General features: G+C 69.6%; 17 protein-coding genes and 3 tRNA genes. 9 read left to right on the forward strand and 11 right to left on the reverse strand.

Going from position 1 to position 21,207, the window contains the following annotated elements; genetic code table 11:
• The first annotated feature begins 108 nt into the window (after positions 1-108).
• A complete protein-coding gene (locus ACGFIV_RS07780) occupies positions 109-1,965 on the forward strand; it encodes a DUF4118 domain-containing protein (protein ID WP_358558622.1) in 1,857 nt (618 codons plus the stop codon).
• A gap of 125 nt (positions 1,966-2,090) precedes the next feature.
• Here ACGFIV_RS07780 and ACGFIV_RS07785 read toward each other — a convergent pair whose 3' ends face one another.
• Together ACGFIV_RS07785 and ACGFIV_RS07790 are read right to left on the reverse strand one after the other, a co-directional pair.
• A complete protein-coding gene (locus tag ACGFIV_RS07785; protein WP_392833055.1) occupies positions 2,091-2,828 on the reverse strand; it encodes a ribonuclease HII in 738 nt (245 codons plus the stop codon).
• Between the two features lie 38 nt (positions 2,829-2,866).
• Positions 2,867-3,235 carry a helix-turn-helix domain-containing protein gene (locus ACGFIV_RS07790; protein ID WP_358558624.1) on the reverse strand — a complete coding sequence of 123 codons (369 nt, stop codon included), beginning with the start codon at positions 3,233-3,235 and terminating at the stop codon, positions 2,867-2,869.
• Between the two features lie 95 nt (positions 3,236-3,330).
• Between ACGFIV_RS07790 and ACGFIV_RS07795 the strand changes: the two genes are divergently transcribed.
• Together ACGFIV_RS07795 and ACGFIV_RS07800 are read left to right on the forward strand one after the other, a co-directional pair.
• Positions 3,331-3,825: an NAD(P)-dependent oxidoreductase gene (locus tag ACGFIV_RS07795; protein ID WP_392832954.1), complete on the forward strand. Its 495-nt coding sequence runs from the start codon at positions 3,331-3,333 to the stop codon at positions 3,823-3,825.
• Positions 3,819-4,001 (forward strand): hypothetical protein, encoded by a 183-nt coding sequence (locus tag ACGFIV_RS07800; RefSeq protein WP_392832957.1) that lies wholly within the window; start codon positions 3,819-3,821, stop codon positions 3,999-4,001. The genes ACGFIV_RS07795 and ACGFIV_RS07800 overlap by 7 nt, the downstream gene beginning before the upstream one ends.
• A 6-nt stretch (positions 4,002-4,007) precedes the next feature.
• Here ACGFIV_RS07800 and ACGFIV_RS07805 read toward each other — a convergent pair whose 3' ends face one another.
• The 5 genes from ACGFIV_RS07805 to ACGFIV_RS07825 form a co-directional block, all read right to left on the reverse strand.
• Positions 4,008-5,201: an ROK family protein gene (locus tag ACGFIV_RS07805; RefSeq protein WP_392832960.1), complete on the reverse strand. Its 1,194-nt coding sequence runs from the start codon at positions 5,199-5,201 to the stop codon at positions 4,008-4,010.
• A 166-nt stretch (positions 5,202-5,367) separates the two neighbouring features.
• Positions 5,368-7,587 (reverse strand): RICIN domain-containing protein, encoded by a 2,220-nt coding sequence (locus tag ACGFIV_RS07810; protein ID WP_392832963.1) that lies wholly within the window; start codon positions 7,585-7,587, stop codon positions 5,368-5,370.
• 12 nt (positions 7,588-7,599) lie between these two features.
• Complete coding sequence (locus ACGFIV_RS07815) at positions 7,600-8,979, reverse strand: ricin-type beta-trefoil lectin domain protein (RefSeq protein ID WP_392832966.1); 1,380 nt, start codon at positions 8,977-8,979, stop codon at positions 7,600-7,602.
• Positions 8,980-9,173: 194 nt separating this feature from the next.
• Positions 9,174-11,021 (reverse strand): ricin-type beta-trefoil lectin domain protein, encoded by a 1,848-nt coding sequence (locus ACGFIV_RS07820; protein WP_392832969.1) that lies wholly within the window; start codon positions 11,019-11,021, stop codon positions 9,174-9,176.
• Positions 11,022-11,204: 183 nt separating this feature from the next.
• Positions 11,205-13,448 carry a family 2 encapsulin nanocompartment cargo protein terpene cyclase gene (locus ACGFIV_RS07825; protein WP_392832972.1) on the reverse strand — a complete coding sequence of 748 codons (2,244 nt, stop codon included), beginning with the start codon at positions 13,446-13,448 and terminating at the stop codon, positions 11,205-11,207.
• A gap of 646 nt (positions 13,449-14,094) precedes the next feature.
• Here ACGFIV_RS07825 and ACGFIV_RS07830 point away from each other — a divergent pair.
• The 6 genes from ACGFIV_RS07830 (at position 14,095) to ACGFIV_RS07855 (ending at position 20,208) form a co-directional block, all read left to right on the forward strand.
• Positions 14,095-15,852 (forward strand): ABC transporter substrate-binding protein, encoded by a 1,758-nt coding sequence (locus tag ACGFIV_RS07830; RefSeq protein ID WP_358554191.1) that lies wholly within the window; start codon positions 14,095-14,097, stop codon positions 15,850-15,852.
• Between the two features lie 71 nt (positions 15,853-15,923).
• A complete protein-coding gene (locus ACGFIV_RS07835; RefSeq protein ID WP_358554188.1) occupies positions 15,924-16,919 on the forward strand; it encodes an ABC transporter permease in 996 nt (331 codons plus the stop codon).
• On the forward strand, positions 16,916-17,812 hold the full coding sequence (locus ACGFIV_RS07840) for an ABC transporter permease (protein ID WP_358554185.1): 897 nt from the start codon (positions 16,916-16,918) through the stop codon (positions 17,810-17,812). The genes ACGFIV_RS07835 and ACGFIV_RS07840 overlap by 4 nt, the downstream gene beginning before the upstream one ends.
• Entirely contained in the window at positions 17,809-18,750 is a 942-nt protein-coding gene (locus tag ACGFIV_RS07845; RefSeq protein WP_358554182.1) for an ABC transporter ATP-binding protein, read from the forward strand. Before ACGFIV_RS07840 ends, ACGFIV_RS07845 begins: the two co-directional genes overlap by 4 nt.
• Positions 18,750-19,637 carry an ATP-binding cassette domain-containing protein gene (locus ACGFIV_RS07850; RefSeq protein WP_392833057.1) on the forward strand — a complete coding sequence of 296 codons (888 nt, stop codon included), beginning with the start codon at positions 18,750-18,752 and terminating at the stop codon, positions 19,635-19,637. The genes ACGFIV_RS07845 and ACGFIV_RS07850 overlap by 1 nt, the downstream gene beginning before the upstream one ends.
• Positions 19,638-19,680: 43 nt before the next feature.
• Positions 19,681-20,208, forward strand: a complete 528-nt coding sequence (locus ACGFIV_RS07855; protein ID WP_358554179.1) for an NUDIX hydrolase family protein — start codon at positions 19,681-19,683, stop codon at positions 20,206-20,208.
• A gap of 52 nt (positions 20,209-20,260) precedes the next feature.
• Here the strand turns inward: ACGFIV_RS07855 and ACGFIV_RS07860 are convergent.
• The 4 genes from ACGFIV_RS07860 to ACGFIV_RS07875 form a co-directional block, all read right to left on the reverse strand.
• Positions 20,261-20,332: transfer RNA gene (locus ACGFIV_RS07860), tRNA-Val, on the reverse strand.
• A gap of 19 nt (positions 20,333-20,351) precedes the next feature.
• Positions 20,352-20,422: transfer RNA gene (locus ACGFIV_RS07865), tRNA-Cys, on the reverse strand.
• 31 nt (positions 20,423-20,453) lie between these two features.
• Positions 20,454-20,526, reverse strand: a tRNA-Gly gene (locus ACGFIV_RS07870).
• A gap of 71 nt (positions 20,527-20,597) precedes the next feature.
• Entirely contained in the window at positions 20,598-21,200 is a 603-nt protein-coding gene (locus ACGFIV_RS07875; RefSeq protein ID WP_358554176.1) for an amino acid-binding protein, read from the reverse strand.
• Between the last annotated feature and the right edge of the window lie 7 nt (positions 21,201-21,207).

The following is a 21,207-nucleotide window of genomic DNA, read 5'->3' on the forward strand; positions in this document are numbered from 1 at the left end:
AGGTGGTGCGCGGCCACCCCGGCGTAACGGCAAGAAATCGCCTTGAACACGCATTGACCAGCACAGACGCGTGTCGATCACATTTCAGGCGACGGGTAAACTGGTCTCGTGCGCGAAGGCATGCTGTCGCCTCTGCTGCGCACGACGCGCCCGCCTCTCGTGCTGGGCATCATGGTCGGCGTCTCGTGCGTGGTGGTCGAGACGGTCCTCTCCTATCTGATCAAGCAGGTCGCGCCCGTCACCTCACTGGGCATGATCTACCTGATCGGCGTCTTTGTGACCGCGACCATCTGGGGCCTCGGCCTGGCCGTGGCGACCGCGCTGGTCAGCGCGGTCGTCTTCCACTACTTCGTCCTGTGGCCCGTCGACGACGGCATCGAGCTGGTGATCCTCCCGACCTTCCTCGTGGTCGCGTTACTGGCCAGCTCCATCACCGGGCTGGCCCGGTCCTCGGCCGCGGAGGTCAGCGAACGCCGCAACGAGGCCGATCTCGCCGCCGACCAGGCCCGTTTCCTGCTGCGCGCCCGTGACCTGCGCTCGGCGCTCCCGGAGGCCTCCCGGCGGCTGGCGCAGGCACTCGACCTCCCCTCCGCCTCCATCGAGTTCGGGATGGCCGCCGCCGACGAGCACCACACGGTGTTCCCGCTGCGCGAGGGCGCCACCGTCCTCGGCACGCTCGTCGTCCCGAGCGGGCTGCCCCAGGGGACCCTGCGCCGCCTGCACAGGCGCATCGTGCCCTCCCTGGAGGGGCTGCTGGGCGCGGCACGCGAGCGCGAGGCCATCGGCAACGCCCTGGAAGCCATTCACGACGAGCTCCGCCGGGTCGCCGAACGGCAGGCCGCGCTGCGGCGCGTCGCGACGCTCGTGGCCCGGGGAACCTCGCCGCAGGAGCTGTTCCAGGCGGTCGCGAGCGAGATGAGCCGCATCGTCAGGGCCGAGCTCATCGCGGTGACCCGGTTCGAGATCGACGGCACGATGGCCCTGGTCGGGCTCTGGAACGGTGGCGGCGGTCTCGACCCCACGCCGCGTCTCGGCTCCCGCTGGCCGGTCGGGAAGGGCGGTGTCGCCGAGCTGGTGGCACGCACCGGGCGGCCGGGACGGGTCGCGCTCGACGGGTCCGCCGTCGGCGGCTTGTCCGAGTGGGCGCGGGGCCATGATCTCGCCTGCGCGGTCGGCTGCCCGATCGTGGTCCAGGGACGGCTGTGGGGGGCGACGATCGCCATGTCGGTGGTCCCGCAGCCCGGCGACGCGGAGGCCCGCATGCGCGACTTCACCGACCTCGTCGCCACCGCGATCGCCAATGCCGAGAGCGTGGCCGAGCTGGCGGCCTCCCGGGCCCGGGTTGTCGCCGCCACCGACGACACCCGCCGCCGCATCGAGCGCGATCTCCACGACGGGACGCAGCAGCATCTGGTCTCCCTCGGGCTCGAACTGCGCCGGGCGGTGCTCTGCGTCCCGCCCGGCGCGCATGAGCTCAGGAAACGCCTGGAGCACGCCGGGGAAGGGCTCGACGACGTCGTCGAGAACCTGCGGGAGCTCTCGCGCGGCCTGCACCCGGCGATCCTTTCGGTGGGAGGCCTGGAGCCCGCCGTCAAGACGCTCGCGCGCCGCTCCGGGGTCCCGGTCGAGCTCAGCATGCGCGATGTCCGGCGCCTGTCCGAGCATGTCGAGGTGGCCATCTACTTCATCGTGTCCGAGGCGCTGACGAACGTCGCCAAGCACGCGCACGCGTCGGTGGTGGAGGTCGATCTTCAGATGAAGGACATCGCGGTCGAGCTCCGCGTCCACGACGACGGGATAGGGGGAAGCGACCCCGGCCACGGGTCAGGGCTCATCGGGCTGAGGGACCGCGTCGAGGCGCTCGGGGGCAGGCTGGAGATCATCAGCCCCCAGGGCGGCGGCACGACCCTGCTCGCCGACTTCCCGCTCGACGGTGCGCGGGGACAGCCCATCCCCGCGCGGTGAGGCGTGCGGGTGACCCGGCGAGGTGCCACGTGCGGGTGACCCGGCGAAGGGCCGGGTGCGGAGGGCCCGGCGAGGTGCCGTGTGCGGAGGACCCCGTGTGCCGGGGCGTACGGCCCGGCGGCGGGCTAGAGCAGCGAGAGCTGGCCCGACCCGGCGAGCGGGTCGCGGCGCTTCCTGAGGTGCCGCCACTGGGGCAGATCATCGAGGTACGACCACGACAGTCTGTGGTGGGGCGTCGGCCCGTGCTCCGCCAGGGCCCGCTGGTGGACGGGGGATGGGTAGCCGGCGCTGACGTCGAACCCGTAGGCCGGATGGGCCGGGGCCAGGGCCGCCATCAGCCCGTCGCGACGCACCTTGGCCAGCACCGACGCCGCGGCCACGGTCACCGAGCGCTGGTCGGCCTTGACCTCGTACCGCACCCGCCACGGCCTGCCGAGGAAGTCGTGCCCGCCGTCGAGGATCACCACGTCGGGCCGCCGGGGCAGGGCCGCGAGCGCACGCAGCGTGGCGCGGCGCAGCGCCTCGGTCATGCCCACCTCATCGATCTCGCCGGGCCCCGCCTCGCCGATGGCGTGACACGACAGCCAGCCCGGCAGCACCTCGGCGAACCGCTCGCGGTGCGCCCGCGCGAGCAGCTTGGAGTCGGTGAGCCGGACGGGACGCTCGCCCCGTCCGAGCAGCTCGGGCGGCGGGCTCAGGTCGGTGACGGCGGCGCACACCACGACCGGCCCGGCCCAGGCGCCGCGGCCGACCTCGTCGACCCCGGCGATCAGCACGGCTCCGGCGGCGCGCAGCTCGTCCTCGATCTCGTAGCCCGCGGCGCGGCGCGGCGCCACCCTGTGCCCCGACGGCACGGCCTCCATGCCGGGCAGTCCGGCGTCCATGCCGGGCAGCGTGCCGGTCACAGCGACGCCTCGTGGGCGTGGCGGGCTTCGAGCAGGGCGGGAAGATGGTCCTTGCTCCAGGCGCGGGCGGCGTCGATGAGTGTCAGCAGGCTGCGGCCGAGGGCCGTGAGCTCGTACTCGACCCGGGGCGGGATCTCGGCGTAGGCGGTGCGGGTGACCAGGCCGTCGCGCTCCATCGCCCGCAGGGTCTGGGTGAGGACCTTCGGCGTGACGCGCCGCAGCGGCACCCGGATCTCGCTGAACCGGCGCGGGCCGTCCTCCAGGCAGAGCACGACCATCGCGGTCCACTTGTCGCCGATCTGGATCGGCATGGCTCCGGAAGGGCACACGGGGTCGAACATCTCGGGATCCAGTCGCCGTGCCATGCGCCCGAGGCTAGCGAAGTATCGTTGAGGTAACCAGTATCTCGTGGATACCGTCTGGCTCGGCAGTGAGACGCACAGCCGGAACGGAGCGAGAAATGGGCGGCATCGTCATCTTCGGAGCGGGCGGCAGGGCCGGGCGGGCCATCACCGCGGAGGCGCGCGACCGGGGCCACCACGTCACCGCGGTCGTGCGTGATCCGGGCCGATACGGTCACCTGGAGGCTGACGGGGTGTCCGTCGTGGGGGGCGACGTGACGGACGCGGGGGAGATGTCCTCGATCGTCCGCGGCCACGACGCCGTGGTCAGCGCCGTGTCCCCGGCCTCGGGGCCGGAGGCCCTGGCCCGCGCCGGCCTCGACGACGGCTTCTTCGTCAAGGCCTCGGACGCCCTGGTCCACGGCATGACCGAGGCCGGAGTGCCGCGCCTCGTCGTGATCGGCCTGTTCGCGAACCTGGAGGACGGCCGGGGCGGCCTGGTGCTGGACGATCCCTCGGCCTTTCCCCCGAGCTCCGGCCGTTCGCCCTCGCGCACACCGCCGGTCTGGAAAGGCTGCGCGCTTCCGGCGCGGCGGTCGACTGGCTCGTGCTGACCCCGCCCGCCGGGCTGGACGTCGGCGGCCCGAGGTCTGGCCGCTACCGGACCGGAGGGGACACGCCGCCGTGGCCCGAGTCCCCGCACCTGTCGTACGCGGACCTCGCGGTCGCCGTGATCGACGAGGTGGAGACGCCCCGCCATCACCGCACCCGCGTCTCGGTCTCCGACTGAGACGGCCTAGATGGCGGCCGGATGCCGGCGGTGGGAGGAGGCCTTGCCGAGCAGGAACTCGTCCACCACCAGCGTCGCCGCGCCGAGCGCCACCGCGTCGGGGCCGAGCCGCCCGAGCACGATGGAGGCCGTCTCGAACGGCTGGGAGAGGGAGTTCTCCGCGACGGCCTTCTTGATCTTGGTCAGCTCGTGCCGGCCCAGGAGATGCCCGGCCCAGCCGCCGATGACGATGCGCTCGGGGTTGAACAGGTTGATGAGGTTCGCCAGGCCCGCGCCGAGGTAGTCGATCGTCTCGTCGATGACCGGGTCGCCCGACCTCACCAGCTCGGCCAGCGTGGCCTGCTCGCGGGCCATCTCGGCGGACAGCCCGGCACGTTCGAGGATGCTCGCCGCCCCGATGTAGGCCTCAAGGCATCCGCGCGCCCCGCAGCGGCAGGCACGCCCGCCGACCGCGACCTTGGTGTGGCCCCACTCGCCCGCGCTGCTGTTGGCGCCCCGGTAGGTGAGCCCGTCGGTGATGATGCTGGCGCCGACCCCCGTGCCGATCAGCACGACGATGGCGTGCCGCGCCCCCCGGCCGGAGCCGAACCACAGCTCGGCCTGGCCCATGGTCTTGGCGCCGTTGTCCACGTACAGGGGCAGGGGGGTGCCCGCGCGCAGGAGCGCGCCGAGCGGGACCGCGTCCCAGCCGAACGTCTGGGCGTGGATGAGCGCCTCGGGGCCGCTCTCGACGATGCCGGGGACGCCGATGCCGACGCCCATCACCTCGGCGGGGTCGGTGCCGCTCGCGGCGAGCACGGTGTCGACGCCGTCGAGGATGTGCCGCACGACCAGGTCGACGTCGTGCCGCCCGGGGCGCAGGGTGTACTCGGCCTTGGCCAGCTCGTTCATGTCGAGGTCGAACTGCTCGACGTGTACGTGGGTCTCGCCGACGTCTACCCCGATCACGTACCCGAACGCCGGGTTGACGCGCAGCAGCACCCGGGGACGCCCGCCGTCGGACTCCACCAGGCCCGCCTCGACGATCACGTTCTCGGCGATCAGGTCGCCGGTGACGTTGCTGACCGAGGCGGCGCTCAGGCCGGTGAGCCCGCTGAGCTCGTGGCGGCTGGTCGGCCCCGTGAAGTACAGGGTGCGCAGCAGCGCCGCGCGGTTTCCCCGCCGGAGGTCGCGCACCGTCCTGCGTTCGAGCCTGACCATGATTTCCTTCCCCCCGGCCTGCGGTCATGTTAGATCAGGACGTGAAGTAAGGCACCCCCGGGTGGCGGCCGCTTCCGGCCGCCGGACACGCGGCCGCCCGCGTCCGGTGGACGCGGGCGGCCGGGATGGTGGTGGCCCGGAGCCAGGGGCTCCGGGCCGGTCGCGATCAGGGATAGCTGACGAGGTTGGCGACGTTGGTGGAGGAGTTGGACGGGCCTCCGGTGTTGTTGATGATGTGGCTGATGGTGCCGGTGCCGCCCAGGGACACCGTCACCAGGCTGTGGAACCGCACGCCCGGGGTGTTCGGCACCTCGAACGAGTGCGCCTCCACCACGCTGGGGTTGACGTTGAAGTAGGCGTAGCTGCCGAGGCCCCACGCTTCGTGGCTGGTGACCGAGTTGCCCACTTTGTACGCCGCGTACCCCTGGGTGCCGCCGTTCATCCACGCCGCCTGGTTCGGCGGGTCGTAGGGCAGCTCGTTCTGGTAGAAGTACGTGCGCCCGCCGTTGCCGTTCCAGATGGTCTGGTACTGCTGGTAGTGCTCGACGAACAGGCCGTACATCGTCACGTCGTTGCCGTTGACGATCAGGCCGTTGGCGGCGGTGTTGGAGTTCCAGCCGACGCCACTGCCGTGGTCGGCACGCCACAGCCACATGTGGTCGCCGATGACGTTGGAGCTGTTGACGACCAGGCTCTGGCTCGCCTTGCCGACCCCCGCTCCGCCGATCCGGAAGAACATGTCGTGCAGCGAGGTGGGGTTGGCCGCGTGGCTCTGCGAGGAGCCGGACGGCCCGACCTGCATCAGGACCGGCGAGTTGGTGGTGCCGGCGTCGATGAGCAGCCCCGCGACCTTGACCCCGTCGACGTCGGCGACCGATATCGCGGTGACGCCGTTGTCGGGGATCAGCGTGGCCAGGCCGAGGCCGAGCACCACGGTGTTGGCGCGGGTCACCCTGATCGTGTCGTTGAGGTGGTAGACACCCGGGGTGAACAGCAGGTTCTTGCCCTGGGTGAGGGCGGTGTTGATGTCGGCCGCGGAGTTGCCCGGCTTGGCGACGAAGAACTGGTCGATCGGGATGGACGACCCGGCCGGCGCGCCGCCGGTCCAGGTCGTGCCCTGGGAGTTGGTGCGCAGCGCCGGCACGAAGACCTGGTAGGCGCCGGCCTGGTCGACGTAGAGGAACGGCTTCTCCCGGACGACCGGGGTCGTGCCCACCGTGGTGTACGGAGGGTTGGGGAAGCTGCCGGAGGGCGCGTTGGTCACCCCGACGAAGACCATGTTCCAGTTGGAACCCGTCCAGCTTCCCCACTGGGCGTTGCGCGACAGCCACTGCTGCTGCGAGCCGGAGCGCACCTGGCCGTCGATCTTGGAGTCGGCGATGAAGCCGCCGCTCGACCACCCGCCGTCGTCCAGCTGGAGGTTGCCGCGTACGTGCATGCGGCGGTACGGCGCGGCCTGCGAGACCGCCCACCGGTCGGTGCCGGAGGGAGGGGTGACCGAGAGGTTCTCGGCGCCGCGCCAGAAGTTCTGCGTCGCGTTGCCCTGGAACCAGTCGGCCTCGGCGTGCACGCCGCCGTTGATGGTGACGTTGTCGGGCGAAAGCCCAAGGCCCAGAACCTGGGTGTAGAAGCCAACGTTGACGTCGACGTTGTAGGTGCCCGGCTTGAACAGCAGCGCGAACCGGTTACCGCCGAACTGGTTGGTCTCCTGCTGGCTGAACACCGAGTTCAGCCTGCTCTGGATGGTCGACGCCGGCATCGACGGGTCGAAGACGCTGACGTTCGGGCCGAGATCCGGGCCGTTGCCCGGCGGGGGGGTGGTTCCCATGGTGAAGGACTGGGCCGCCGTTCCGTTGCACGTGTACTGCACGAGCTGGACGCTGTCCGCCGTCGAGGCGGCGGGCACGTCCAGGCACTTGCCGCTGTTGCGATTCACGAAATGGTACGACCCACCGGCCTCCTCCACCGGCTGCCACTGCTGGTTGTTGCCGCCGGAGTACGACCACAACTGGATGGGGGCGTTGTCGGCCGTCGAGACGTTGGTGACGTCCCACGCCTGGGCGGCGTTGAGGTTGCTGTTGACGCGGTAGTAGCCGCCGCTGGTCGCCTGGAGCTGCCACAGTTGCGCGCCCGAGCCGTTGCACGCGTACTGCTGCACCGCCGTGCCGTTGGCCGAGCCGGCGGCCCGCGCGTCCACGCACTTGCCGTTGCCCTTGTTCACCACCGTGGTCCAGCCGGTCGGTACGGCCGCCGCCGCCAGGGCGGAGGTCGTGGTGGCTTCGAGGGAGGGGACGGTCGCGGCGCTCGCGCCGGGCGGCGTCACCAGGGACAGGGCGATCGTGGCCAGCGCCGCGAGGATGGCGGGGACCGGATGTCTCACTGACATGAGGCCTCCCGCCTAGAAGCCGGCAGTGATGCGGGTGAAGTCCCAGTTGTTCTGGGAGACGCCGCTGCAGGTCTCCGAGACGCCGCCGCCGGGGCAGGGGCGGTCCCGGTTCACCGACCAGAAGGCCAGCCGGGTCAGGCCCTTGGACTTGGCCCAGTCGCGGATCTGGGTCCAGATCGCGGTGGTGGTGACCTCCGACTGGTCGGACAGGCCGTTCATGCCCGAGATGCCCATGTGCGCGTAGGCCTGCGCGTCGGTCCAGCCCCAGGCGCTCTTGAGGGCGTTCTTCAGGCCCTCGGAGGCGTTGACCGTGTTCTGGTACATGTTGGCGCCGCCGCCGAAGTCGAACGGCATGATCGTGTAGTTGTCGACGGGCACGTTCAGCGCCTTCGACTGGTTGATCAGCCGGATGCCGTCTCCGGTGGGGCCGCCGGTGCCGGTGCCGAAGGTGAGGGCGATCTTGACGTTCGGGTTGTTCTGCTTGACGATCTTCAGCCCGCCGAGGATGCGGTCCTGGACCGTGTAGTTGGAGAACTCGTCGGTGTTCTCGATGTCGAAGTCGACCACGGCCGGGCCGACGGCGTTGATGACCTGCTGCACGGCGCCGGCGAAGGCGGAGGACGAGGAGCAGTTCGGGCCGAGCTTGTTGCCCGACCAGCCGCCGAAGGAGACCTGCACACTGCCGCCCGCGCCCTTGATGGCCGAGATCGTCTGCGCGTCGACACCGCCGGTCAGCGGCCGGGAACCGTCCCACATCGGGTTGCAGCCGCCGCCGGACAGGATGAAGGCCATGGTGAACGACTTGACCCCGGTGGCGCTCATCACCGAGGTGGCGCTCGGCGGGCTTCCCCAGCCCATGTAGAGGTACGGCGCGCCGGGCATCTTGCCGGCCGGGGGCGGGGGCGTGGTGCCGCCGCCCGGCAGGGTCCACTTCTGGTTGGCGCTCGCGAAGCAGTCCCAGATCTGCAGGGGGGTGCCGTCGGCGGAGCTGGGGCCGGTGGCGTCGAGGCACTTGCCGAGGGCGCGCAGGGTGCCGTCGGATCCGGCGGTCCAGGACTGGGCCGCGCTGCCGTTGCAGTCGTAGATCTGGACCTTCGTGCCGTTGGCAGTGCTCGCGGCGTTGACGTCGAGGCACTTGCCGAGGGCGCGGATGGTGCCGTCGGTGCCGACGGTCCACTGCTGGGCGGCGCTGCCGTTGCAAGTGTAGAGCTGGACCTGGGTGCCGTTGGCACTGTTGGCCGCGGCGACGTCGACGCACTTGCCGCCGTAGCCGGTGATCTGGCCGGTGGCGGCCCACGCGGGGGACAGGCCGGTCAGGACGAGGGCGAGGGCGGCCACGAGGGCGCCCAGGAGCAGCCGGAGGCGGGAGGAGCCAGAGCGTTCGGGATTCATCGGGGGGTGCCTCTTCCTAGAGGTCAGAGCTTTAAATAAGCAGTGGAAGAAGGGGTGGCGGGCGGGTTCCTCGGCTCCCTTCCTGCGGGCCGGGTGGGCAGCCCCGGCCTACAGGAAAGGTTCTTTCTTATTTCACGACCCGAATTTAACGCTTGTGGGCCACCATGAGTCAAGGGGTGCGTTGGCGTGGGCGCTCAGGCCTGCAGGGTCCACTTCTGGTTCGCCGCCGCCGTGCAGTCCCAGATCTGCAGGGGGGTGCCGTCGGCGGAGCTGGGGCCGGTGGCGTCGAGGCACTTGCCGAGGGCGCGGAGGGTGCCGTCGGCGTTGAAGCTCCACGACTGGGCCGCGCTGCCGTTGCAGTCGTAGATCTGGACCTTCGTGCCGTTGGCAGTGCTCGCGGCGTTGACGTCGAGGCACTTGCCGAGGGCGCGGATGGTGCCGTCGGTGCCGACGGTCCACTGCTGGGCGGCGCTGCCGTTGCAGGTGTAGAGCTGGACCTGGGTGCCGTTCGCGCTGCTCGCCCCGGCGACGTCGACGCACTTGCCGCCGTAGCCGGTGATGGCCTTGCCGCCGGTGCCGCCGCCCGACTGCGTTCCCGACCAGGTGAAGGTGGCCGAGGTCTTGGTGGGCAGGCTGTAGGTGAACGACTGGCCGCCCCAGTTGACCTTGACCGACTGGGTGCTCCCGGTGGTGTTGTACGCGATGAGCGCCTTCGACCCGTCCGGGTTCTTCCACGCCACGTTCTTCACCGAGGAGTTGGCGGTGGAGTCGACGCGGTACGCCCCGGGCTTCACGAACTTGGTGAGGTGGCCCATGGTGTAGTACTCGATCGTGTAGTCGACCTGTCCGCTGCGGGCGTCACCGTTGTGGACGGTGATCAGGCCGGTGCACGTGCCGCACCCGCCGTTGTGCGGGCCCTGGTTCTGGTCGACGGCGAGGCTCCACTTGACCCAGCTACGGTCCCAGTTCCGGGTGTAGTCGATCAAATTGTTCATGTCCTCGGTCTGCTGGTCCGGGATCCAGTTGCCGCCCGAGTGCTCCGTCATGTACGCGTTCACCTGCGGATACTGGTTGTGTACCGTGGTCTGCGTGGTGACGTCGCCGCCGTACCCGTGCCAGGCGATCCCGCCGAACAGCGGGTCGTTGCGGATGGCCGTGTCGGCCAGCAGCGGGGCGGCCCAGGTGTTGTAGGCGTCCCAGTTCCAGTCGTTGACGAGCGTCTTGGTGGTGATCCCCGCGCTGCGGAAGGCCGGCCACAGTGCGCTCTTGATGAAGTACTGCAGGCCGGAGGTGTTCCAGTTCATCGACGGGTACCCGGCGCAGCACGTGGGCTCGTTCTGCGGCGAGACGTAGTCGATGCGCACCCCCTGGGCCTGGTAGGCCTGGATGTACCTGGCGAAGTACTCGCCGTACATGCCGTAGTACTGCGACTGCAGCCAGCCCTGGCTCCAGGCGTTGTTGTCCTTCATCCAGGCCGGCGAGCTCCAGGGCGAGGCCATGATCTTCAGCGCCGGGTTGAGCGCCTTGGCCTGCTTGGTCAGGGGCAGTACGTCGGCGAGGTCATGGTTGATCGAGAACCCCGTCAGGTCGCAGCACGTGTCGTCGTAGGAGTAGCTGGACCGGGCCAGGTCGGAGGACCCCATGGGGTTGCGCACGAAGCTCAGGCCGATGCCGTTGTTCGGGTCGAACAGCTTCTGCATGACGGCGGTGCGCGTGCTCGCGCTCAGCGCGCCGCTGCTGTTCATCAGCCAGGCGGCGGTGTCGGTGAACGACGCGCCGCCGCCCTCGAACTGCTGGTAGGTGGTGTTGTCGTTGACGGTGATCGTCTGGGACGCCGAGGGGCTGGTGGCCGCGAACGCCACGGGCGCCTGCTGCTGGAGGCCCCTGGTCACCGTGCGGCCCCCCGAGTCGGAGGTCGTCGTGAGCCAGATGTTCACGGTCTCGCCGGCCGCCTGCGCGGCCGGGGCCTGAGCGACACCCAGCCCCACCCCTGCCAGCAGCAGGGCGAGGGGCAGGGCCAGCCTGGATCTTGGGAAGGGCATGCGGATCTCCATCTGGAGGAGGAGTGAAGACCTGCCGTACGGCCCTGCCCGGCATCGCACTGGCGTGAAGCAGTGGTAACACGCCCGAAACGGGGGCGCAACGCCTATCCCCGGATTAAATTCACGATGTGAAAAAAAGCGCCCGGCACCTGAGGCCGTTCACTCGGTGCCGGGCGCCCGCCTCTACGAGGCCTGCGGGCGGGCCACCAGCGCGGCGACCCGTGCCGCCGAGGTGCCGAGGCCCGTGGGCGGGAACGCGAAGTCCTCCGGCGCGCCGGCCTGCCGGGTGCGGCGGAGCTCGGCCTCGGTGTACCGCGCGCACCTGCGGTGCCATTCGAGGATTCCCGACATCCATTCCTTGAGGTCGTCGGCGTGACGGGTGAGGATGGCGCGGGCGGTCTCATCCAGGGCGTACTCGTCGAACAGCTTCGGCAGGTCGTTGGCGACGATGTGCTCGAACTGCCGCATGCGCGCCTCCATCAGGTCGGCGACGATGTCGCGTGCCTTCCACCGGTCGACGTCGAGGAAGTGCTCCACCACCAGGACCAGGTTGTGGATCTCGCCCTCGAACTCGATCTCCTTCTGGTAGGAGAACAGGTCGTTGGTGAAGCACGCGTAGTCCTGCGCGGCGGTGTCCAGCTCGCGCATCACCCGGGTCTGGTAGATGCCCGGCGGCAGTTCGTCGGTGTGCGCGAGCCGGGCCAGGCTCATCGTCATGTCGGACCCGAACGTCTTGCGGCGCATCTCGACGTAGTCGATCGGGTCGGGGATGCGGTGCAGGGCCTGGTTGGCCACTTCCCACACCCAGCTGGAGGTCATGTCCTCGACCGCCGTGCGGAACTGCCGCCGGGCGGAGAGCTCCATCGGCCCGGCGGTGCGCCGCCACAGGTCGGCGAGGCCGCGCTCGACGGGGTTCGACGGCTCGGGGGTGGCCCCGGCGTCCAGCGGCATGAAGGCGGGCAGCCGGTCGTTGCACAGCTTCGCCCCGGCGACGTCGTGAGTGGTCCCGAACACCAGCGGGAAGTAGTCGTCACCGTAGGTGCCCCAGGCCAGCCAGTCGGACGAGAGGTCGAGCTCGCCGGGGCTCGCGTCGGCGTGGATCATGGCGGCGCAGTGCGCGAAGTCGAAGCCGACGAAGCGACGCTCGTCCCAGACGCCGCCGAGCTCCACGCCGGGCACCGAGTCGAACATGCCCATCTCGCGCGCCCAGCCGACCGCGTGGCCTCGCGCGCCGTCGATGTGCGGGCTGGTGCGGATCGGGAACGGCATGTACAGATCGGGCAGCCGCAGGTGCCCCACCGGCTGGTACGGCAGGTGGGAGTGCTGGCGGGCCCGGCGCTCCAGGCCGAGGCTCCCCGGGGAGAACGCCAGGCCGGTGGTGCCGAGGCCCGTGGGGCCTGGCAGGGCTGCCGAGGACCCCCGGACGGCGCCCTCGTTCATGTACCGGCTGGACCTGGCGTGCCACTCGTGGCCGCCGGACTGCCAGTCCTGCAGGCCCTTGACGTAGGCCGCAACCGCGGCCTGCTCGCGGGCGGGCACGGCGTGCTCGGCCAGCAGGGCGGGGACCTCGGTCAGCGCGGTGGCCTCGAACTGCTGCAACCGGGAGGTCAGCAGGTCGTTGACGAGCTCGGCGGCCTCCTGCGTCGGGCAGTCGAAGAACCGCTCGAAGACCAGCACGGCGTTGGAGTTCTCGCCCTCCTCCTGCACCTCGCGCTGGTAGGAGAACAGGTCGTTGCGCAGGTGTACCGCGTCGGAGAAGGTGTCCGACAGGACCCGCATCGGGCGGGTGGCGGCGATGCCGTCGGGGATCTCGGCGTGCGCGGCGAACTCGACGAGGTTGGCCGACCACGGCGCGCCGCCGACCTTGCGCCGCATCTGGATGTACTCGATGGGGTTGGCGACGCGCCCGCGGTCGATGTTGTCGAGCTCCCACATGGACTCGACCATCAGGTTGTGCGTGCTGGTGATGAACCGCCGCCGCCACTCGGGCGACATCGACGGGACCGTGCGCTCCCACAGATCCTTCAGCCCCGCCTCGGCGGGGTTGGCCGGCTCGGGCGGCGTTTCCCCCTCGACGGTCATGAACAACTCAAGCCGGTCGAGGTAGGCCTTCGCCCCGGCCAGGTCGCGGGAGTACTTGAACTGCTCCAGGAAGTGGTCGTCGAAGAAGAACACCCAGACGTACCAATCGGTGATCAGGTCGAGGGTGGGGCCGTCGCAGTCGGGGTGGGTGTAGGCGCACATCAGCGCGTAGTCCATCTCGGCCAGCGCCGCCTGGTCCCAGACGACGCCTCCGCCGGGCTTCGGGGCGTCGAGCATGCCCATGCGGGCGGCCCAGGCCTCGCTGTGCTCGCGGGAGCGCTCCAGGTGGGGGTTGATCCTGGCGGGATACGCCATGTAGAAGTCGGGCAGTGTGAAAGCCTGCATAGGCGTGCCTACTCTCTTGAGCCGACGACTGCTGCGGTTCACTTATGGTGACGACACTGGCACCGAGGGTACTGTACGGCAACGTCCGGGTAAGCGATATCCCCGCACTCTCCCAAGCGCCGCCTCGTACGGCCGGCCCGTCCGGGTCCGATCGGCGGTCGCCGCCGTTCCGTGAGCGTTCCTGACTGAATCGGTTCATGTCCGGTGTCCCCGAGGGGTCCAGAGGGCGGCGCGGAGGGGCGCCGTCCGGCGGTTGATCCTGGTATGTGCGGCGCGGATGGATCTTCGGGCCGCCGTCGTCCCTGGTCGGCGGGATGTCCTTCGGCACCGCCGATAACCGGCGTCCTGGGCGTCCACCGCCGCGACGTCTCGAACGTGTCACGGCTATTGACAGGGCGGACAAGGAAATTTTACGTTCTCGGTACTTATCCGGTTCAGCAAAAACGTCGAGACCCGGTCCTGGTCTCACGCCGGCCGACTGCTCCGCGACCACGAACGAGGTGTGACCACCGGCGGTTCAGAGCTGGGAGTGTGCGCGCGAGTCGCAGCGTGGGAGCGCTCTCACAGTTCCGCGGGGCTCAGCGGATCCATCGGGGCTTGGCAGGCACGCGGACCTCCGCCGCACAGGCGGGGGAAGGAGAGACAGATGCGTAAGCGGGTGCGGATCATGATCCCGCTCCTGGCGGCCGGCATGCTCGCCGCCGGCTGTACGGGCGGCGGATCGACGCCTGCCCCCCAAGGCTCCGGGGCGGCGGGCGCGCCGTCGGCCGGCCCGGCGAACCCCAATGCCCTGCCGCGCAACGAGACGCTGTACACCAGCGGCACGCAGTGGGGGCCGCCGGCGAACTTCAACCCGATCAGGGAGTGGGACTCGGCCACGGGCACGAAGGGCCTGGTCTACGAGACCCTGTTCCACTTCGACCCCAACGCGGGCAAGCTCACCCCGTGGCTGGCCGAGAGCGGCGGCTGGACCGACGACACGACCTACGAGGTCAAGATCCGTGACGGCGTCAAGTGGTCGGACGGCACGCCCTTCACGGCCAAGGACGTCGCCTTCACCTTCGGGCTCGGCAAGATGGAGACGATCCCCTACCACAACGTCTGGGAGTGGCTGAAGAACGTCGAGGCCACCGACGACCAGACCGTGAAGTTCACCTTCTCCACGGCCAACTACCAGGAGTGGGACTTCAACCTCTACAACCGGGCCATCGTGCCCGAGCACCTGTGGGGCAAGCTCTCGGAGGAGGACGTGCTCAACGGGGTGAACGAGAACCCCGTCGGCACCGGCGCGTACAAGTTCTCCGGCCACGACCAGGACCGCGCCGTTCTCACCAAGCGCGACGACTGGTGGGGCAAGACCGCGCTCAACATGGACCCGAAGCCGAAGTACATCGTCGACATCGTCAACACCAGCAACGAGGTCGCGATGGGCCTGCTGCTGCAGAAGGGCATGGACCTCAGCAACAACTTCCTGCCCGGGGTGGCGAACCTGGTCAAGGGCAACTTCGGGCTCACGACGTTCTACAAGGAACCGCCGTACATGCTGTCGGCCAACACGGCGTGGCTGGTGCCGAACACCACCAAGAAGCCCATGGACGACGTGGCGTTCCGCAAGGCCCTGGCGGCCTCGGTCGACACCAAGAAGATCGTGGAGGGCGTCTACGGGAACCTGGTGAAGGCGGCCAGCCCCACCGGCCTGCTGCCCCAGTGGGACCAGTTCGTCGACCAGGGCGTGGTGAGCCAGAGCGGCTTCTCCTACGACAAGGACAAGGCCAAGAAGCTGCTGGCCGACGCGGGCTACAAGGACCGCGACGGCGACGGGCTCGTGGAGAACAAGGACGGCTCCAAGCTCAGCCTGACCCTCATGGTGCCGTCGGGCTGGACCGACTGGATGGAGGCCGCGCGCTCGATCGCGGCCAGCGCCAAGGAGGCGGGCATCAGCGTCACGCCCGACTTCCCGGACTACAACGCGCTGGTCGAGAAGCGCGGCAAGGGCGACTTCGACCTGGTGATCAACAACGAGCGCCAGCTGTCGAACTCGCCGTTCACCTACTACCAGTACGTGTTCCAGCTGCCCGTGCAGAAGGTGCAGAACACGGTCAACTTCGGGCGCTACGAGAACAAGGCGGCCTGGGAGCTGGTGCGGAAGCTGGACCAGGTCAAGACCGACGACATCGCGGGCATGAAGGCGGCCGTCTCGGCGATCGAGAAGATCCATCTGGACGAGCTGCCGATCATCCCGCTCTGGTACAACGGCCTGTGGGCCCAGTCCAGCACCGGCACGTGGAAGAACTGGCCCTCCTCGGCCGAGGGGGCGCCCAAGTCCGCACCGGTGATGTGGCGCAACTGGCTGGAGATGGGCGGGTTCGAGACCCTCACGCAGCTCCAGCCCGCGGCCTCCTGACCGCATGATGCCGCCCCCTCCTCTTCCCTCGCACGGCGCGAAGAGGAGGGGGCCTTTCTGGGAGACTTCTCGTGCGTCGATATTTCGGTCGGAAACTGCTCATCTACGGGCTGACGTTCGTCGTCGCCGTCACGATCAACTGGATGATCCCGCGTTTCATGCCGGGCGATCCGGTCGCCAGCATGCTGGCCAGGGCCCGGGTGTCCCAGCCCGAGGCCGTGGAGGCCATGCGCGTCTACTACACCAGCCTGTTCGGCTTCGACCAGCCCCTGTGGCAGCAGTACCTGAGCTTCTGGGCCGCGCTGCTGCGCGGTGACTTCGGCATCAGCATCTGGGTGTTCCCCACGCCGGTGAGCACGGTCATCCTGGACGCCGTCCCGTACACGCTGGCGCTGATGATCCCCTCGGTGCTGCTGAGCTGGGTCGCCGGCAACCGGCTCGGCGCCTACGCCGCCCGGCGGAAGCTGCTCGACAACACCGTCCTGCCCGTGGGGTACGTGCTGACGGCGACGCCGTACATGTGGCTGGCCGTCCTGCTGGCCTGGGGCTTCGGCGTGGTGCTCGGGATCTTCCCCGTCGCGGGCGGCTACAGCTTCTCGATCAGGCCCAACTGGTCCCTGGACTTCGTGCTGGACCTGCTGCACCACTGGGCCCTGCCGTTCGCCTCACTGTTCCTGGTGGCGCTCGGCGGCTGGGCGATCGGCATGCGCAACATGATCATCTACGAGCTGGAGTCCGACTACGCCAACTACCTGTCGGCGCTCGGGGCCCCGCAGCGGCTGATCAGGAGGTACGCGTTCAGGAACGCGGTGCTGCCGCAGATCACCGGCCTGGCCCTCCAGCTCGGCGTGCTGGTGGCCGGCGCCCTCGTCACCGAGATCGTCTTCTCCTATCCCGGCCTCGGGAGCCTGATCCTCAAGGCGATCCAGAACCAGGACTTCTTCCTGTTGCAGGGCACGTTCCTGTTCATCGTCCTCGGCGTGTTGATCGCCAACTTCATCATCGACATCGTCTACGTCGTGGTCGATCCGCGTACGAGGGCGGGAATGGCGGGTGCGTCGGCATGACGGCTCTTCCGCAAGAAAACCCGGCGCGCGATGCCCCGGTCCCGCCGGGCGTCCGGCGCGAGGCCCTGTACTTCGCGCTGCGCAACGCCAAGCTGCTGATCGGGGTCGGCATCGTCCTCGCTCTCCTCGCGCTCGGGCTGGCGGGTCCGATCCTGGTCGCCGCGCAGCCGAACGAGTACGTCGGCCCGCCCATGCGGCCGCCGTCGGGGGAGTACTGGTTCGGCACCACGACCTTCGGCCAGGACGTCTTCGCCCAGTTCGTGTACGGGCTGCGCACCACCTTCCTGGTCGGGGTCCTCGGCGGAGGGGTCGCGGCGGTCGTCGGCATGCTGGTCGGCTTCGTCGCCGGCTACCGGGGCGGCCTGGTGGACGAGATCCTCAACATGCTGACCAACATCGTCCTCGTCCTGCCCGCCCTGGCCGTGCTGCTGATCATCAACGCCTACCTCGGCATCCGCAGCGTCGGCGCGCAGGCCCTGTTCATCGGCCTGACCTCCTGGCCGTGGGCGGCGCGGGCGATCAGGGCGCAGACCTTCTCGTTGCGCACCAGGGACTTCGTGGACCTGGCCAGGCTCAGCGGCGCGAACACCTGGAAGATCATCACCAGGGAGATCGCGCCGAACATGAGCTCCTACCTGTTCATGACCTTCATCCTGCTCTTCGGCGGCTCGATCCTGATCGCCTCGTCGCTGGACTTCATCGGGCTCGGCCCCACCGAGGGCGTCTCGCTCGGGCTGATGCTGCAGAACGCCGGCCAGTGGAGCGCGATGCAGCTGGGCCTGTGGTGGTGGTTCATCCCGCCCGGCGCCGGGATCACCGCGATCGTCGGCGCCCTGTACGTGGCCAACGTGGGCCTCGACGAGGTCTTCAACCCGAAACTGAGGCAGATATGAGCCTGCGGGTCAGCGATCTCAGGGTGCACTACCAGACGCTCAAGGGGGAGGTGAGGGCGCTCGACGGCGTCTCGTTCGAGGTGGGGGACGGTGAGATCCTCGGCCTCGCGGGGGAGTCCGGCTGCGGCAAGACCACCTTGGGCAAGAGCCTGATCCGGATGGACGGGCGCATGCGCCACATCGGCGGCGAGGTCGAGCTGGACGGCGAGGTGATGCCCATCGGGGACGACCGGCGCATGAACCCCTTCCGCTTCCACCGGGTCTCGCTCGTGCCGCAGTACTCCATGAGCGCCATGAACCCCACCCGCAAGATCGGAAAGATGGTCGCCGAGCTGCTGAGATCCAGGGGAGTGGCGCCGGACCCGGCCAAGCTCGACGCGCGGCTGGAGCTGGTCGGGCTGTCCAGGGAGGTGCTCGGCCGCTACCCGATCGAGCTGTCGGGCGGCATGAAGCAGCGCATGGTGATGGTGATCTCCACGCTGCTCGACCCCTCGCTGCTCATCGCCGACGAGGTCACCTCCGCCCTGGACGTCTCCACCCAGAAGGCCGTGGCGCGGGCGCTGGCGGGCTTCCGTGACAACGGGGTGGTGAAGAGCATGATCTTCATCACCCACGACATCTCGCTCACCTACCAGATCGCCGACACGATCATGATCATGTACGCGGGCAAGGTGGCCGAGAGGGCGCCGGCCAAGGTGATCGTCGAGGCGCCCCGCCATCCGTACACCAAGCTCCTGATCGACTCGCTGCCCGAGGTCGGCGTGCGCCACGCCGAACGGAAGCTGGCCGGCATCCCCGGCGGCCCCCCGTCCCTGCTCGACCCGCCCACCGGCTGCCGGTTCAGGGAGCGGTGCCCGCTGGCCTTCGACCGGTGCGCCGAGGAGCCCCCGGCGGTGGAGATCGAGCCCAACCACGTCGTCGCCTGCTGGAAGGCATGATGCTGAGACTCGACAACGTCACGAAGGTCTTCAAGGTCGGGGCCTTCGGCGGCGGATCCCTGACGGCCGTGGGCGGCGTGAGCTTCGAGGTGCGGCCCGGCGAGGTCGTCTCGCTCATCGGCGAGAGCGGCAGCGGCAAGAGCACGCTCGGCCGGATGATCCTCGGCCTGACCCCCGCCACCAGCGGCTCGATCACCCTGGACGGCGCCCCCGTCAGGCCGGGCAAGGCGTACTACCGCGACGTCCAGGGCGTCTTCCAGGACCCCTTCAGCACGTTCAACCCCGTCTTCAAGGCCGACCGGGTCTTCCGGATGATCAAGGAGGTGTACTTCCCGGGCGTGCCCGAGGCCGAGTGGGCGGGCCGCGTTCGTTCCTCGCTGGAGGATGTGCGGCTCACCCCTGACCAGATCCTCGGGAAGTTCCCCCACCAGCTCAGCGGCGGCCAGCTCCAGCGGCTGCTCATCGCGCGGGCGCTGCTGCTGGACATCAAGCTGCTGGTGGCCGACGAGATCACCAGCATGCTGGACGCCTCGACGCGCATCGACGTGCTGAACCTGCTGGCCGAGCTGAAGGCGCGCGGGCTGGGCGTGCTGTACATCACCCACGACCTGTCGCTCGGCACGTACCTGGCCGAGCGCACGGTGGTGCTGCGGCGCGGCGCGGTGGTCGAGATGGGCCTGACCGGGAAGGTGTTCGGCCGGCCGCTGCACCCCTACACCCGGCAGCTGCTCGCGGCCGTGCCCCGGCTGCGGGAGCCCTGGCAGGACGCCGAGCCGGTCGAGTCCTGCCCGTACCACGACAGCGGGGCCTCGGGCGGCCTCTTTGAGGAGGAACCTGACCACTTCGTCGCCTGCGCCCGGCTGCCGGAGTGCGAGGGGAGACCGTGACACCACCGGACCGGCAGCGAAGTACGATCGGCTGGTGACCGAAATGACCGAAACAATGCCCGGCTGGCTTGATCCTGGGGAGCTGGAGTCGGCGCGTTCCCGGATGCCGATCCTCTACGTCGACGCCGTGCCGGTGCGCGTCGACGACACCGGAGCGGTGACGCATGTCGGCCTGCTGCTGCGCATCGGAGCGGACGGGACGGTCAGCCGTGCTCTGGTGTCCGGCCGCGTGCTGTACCAGGAGCGGGTCCGTGACGCGCTCATGCGCCACCTGGAGAAGGATCTCGGCCCGGTGGCGCTGCCTCGCGTCCCGATCTCTCCGCAGCCGTTCACCGTCGCCGAGTACTTCCCGGAGCCGGGCGTCACGCCGTACCACGATCCCCGGCAGCACGCGGTGTCCCTCGCCTACGTGGTGCCGGTCGCGGGAGACTGCCGCCCCCGGCAGGACGCCCTCGACCTCGTCTGGTTCACGCCGCAGGAGGCCGCGTCACCGCAGGTGCTGCAGGAGATGATCGGCGGGCAGGACGTCCTGCTGAAGCAGGCCCTCGCGCACGTCGGCCGCCTGCCCTGAAAGACGCTGGTAAAAAGGGATTCCCCAGGTCGGCGACCTGGGGAATCGGGGGTGGGCGATACTGGGATTGAACCAGTGGCCTCTACCGTGTCAAGGTAGCGCTCTCCCACTGAGCTAATCGCCCTTGCTTGATCGTCACGCAGAGGTGGAGACGGGATTTGAACCCGTGTACGCGGCTTTGCAGGCCGCTGCCTCGCCTCTCGGCCACTCCACCAGGGCGAGGCCTCTGAGTGGAGACCTCTCCGAGCGGACGACGGGATTCGAACCCGCGACCCTCACCTTGGCAAGGTGATGCTCTACCAGCTGAGCCACGTCCGCGTGCCTTCCGCGGGGCGGTTTCCCACCCGCGGCGACGTCACGGAACTCTAGCGGGTTTTCCGCGCCTGTGCCTAACCGGCGGCCGATCCGCGGAAGTTGCGGGCCACGCTGCGCTCGACGGCCGGGAGGGTCAGGAAGATCTCCAGGATCCGGGTGAGCCGGTGGACCTCGATGCGGTGGAAGGGCGGCCCGTCGGCCCTGGCCAGCAGGAACGTGAGCGCGAGCGGCGGCAGGGGCGCCGCGACGATGTGAAGGCCGGAGGGCAGGGTGTGCGCCTCGGGCCGGGGCGGCGTGATGGAGGGGAACGGCACGTCGTCCGGCGCACGCCAGCTGGAGTGGACGACGGTCCTCGGGGTCCTCTCGGTGGCGGCGGCGGCCCAGTCGGCGCTGAACAGCACGGGCATGGAGTCGATCAGCGTGGCCAGGGCCCGGTCTCCGGCCGTGGTGATGTACTTGAGGATCTCCAGCTCGGGATAGGTGCCCGGGGCCTCACGGGTGCCCCACACCCCTTCGACGATGATGTCGGGAACGCTTTCGAGCCCCTGGACGAGTGTGTCGCGGGGGGCCGAGTCGGGCCAGTAGACCGTGAGGTCGTCCACGGCCCGGCCCTCGCCGCGCTCCAGGACGACGAGCTGGATGATGTCGGCACCCGCGATCCCGAGGACGCGTGTCACCTGGCCC

It is taken from the genome of Sphaerisporangium sp. NPDC049003, from assembly GCF_043197795.1.
Taxonomy (GTDB): Bacteria; Actinomycetota; Actinomycetes; order Streptosporangiales; family Streptosporangiaceae; genus Sphaerisporangium.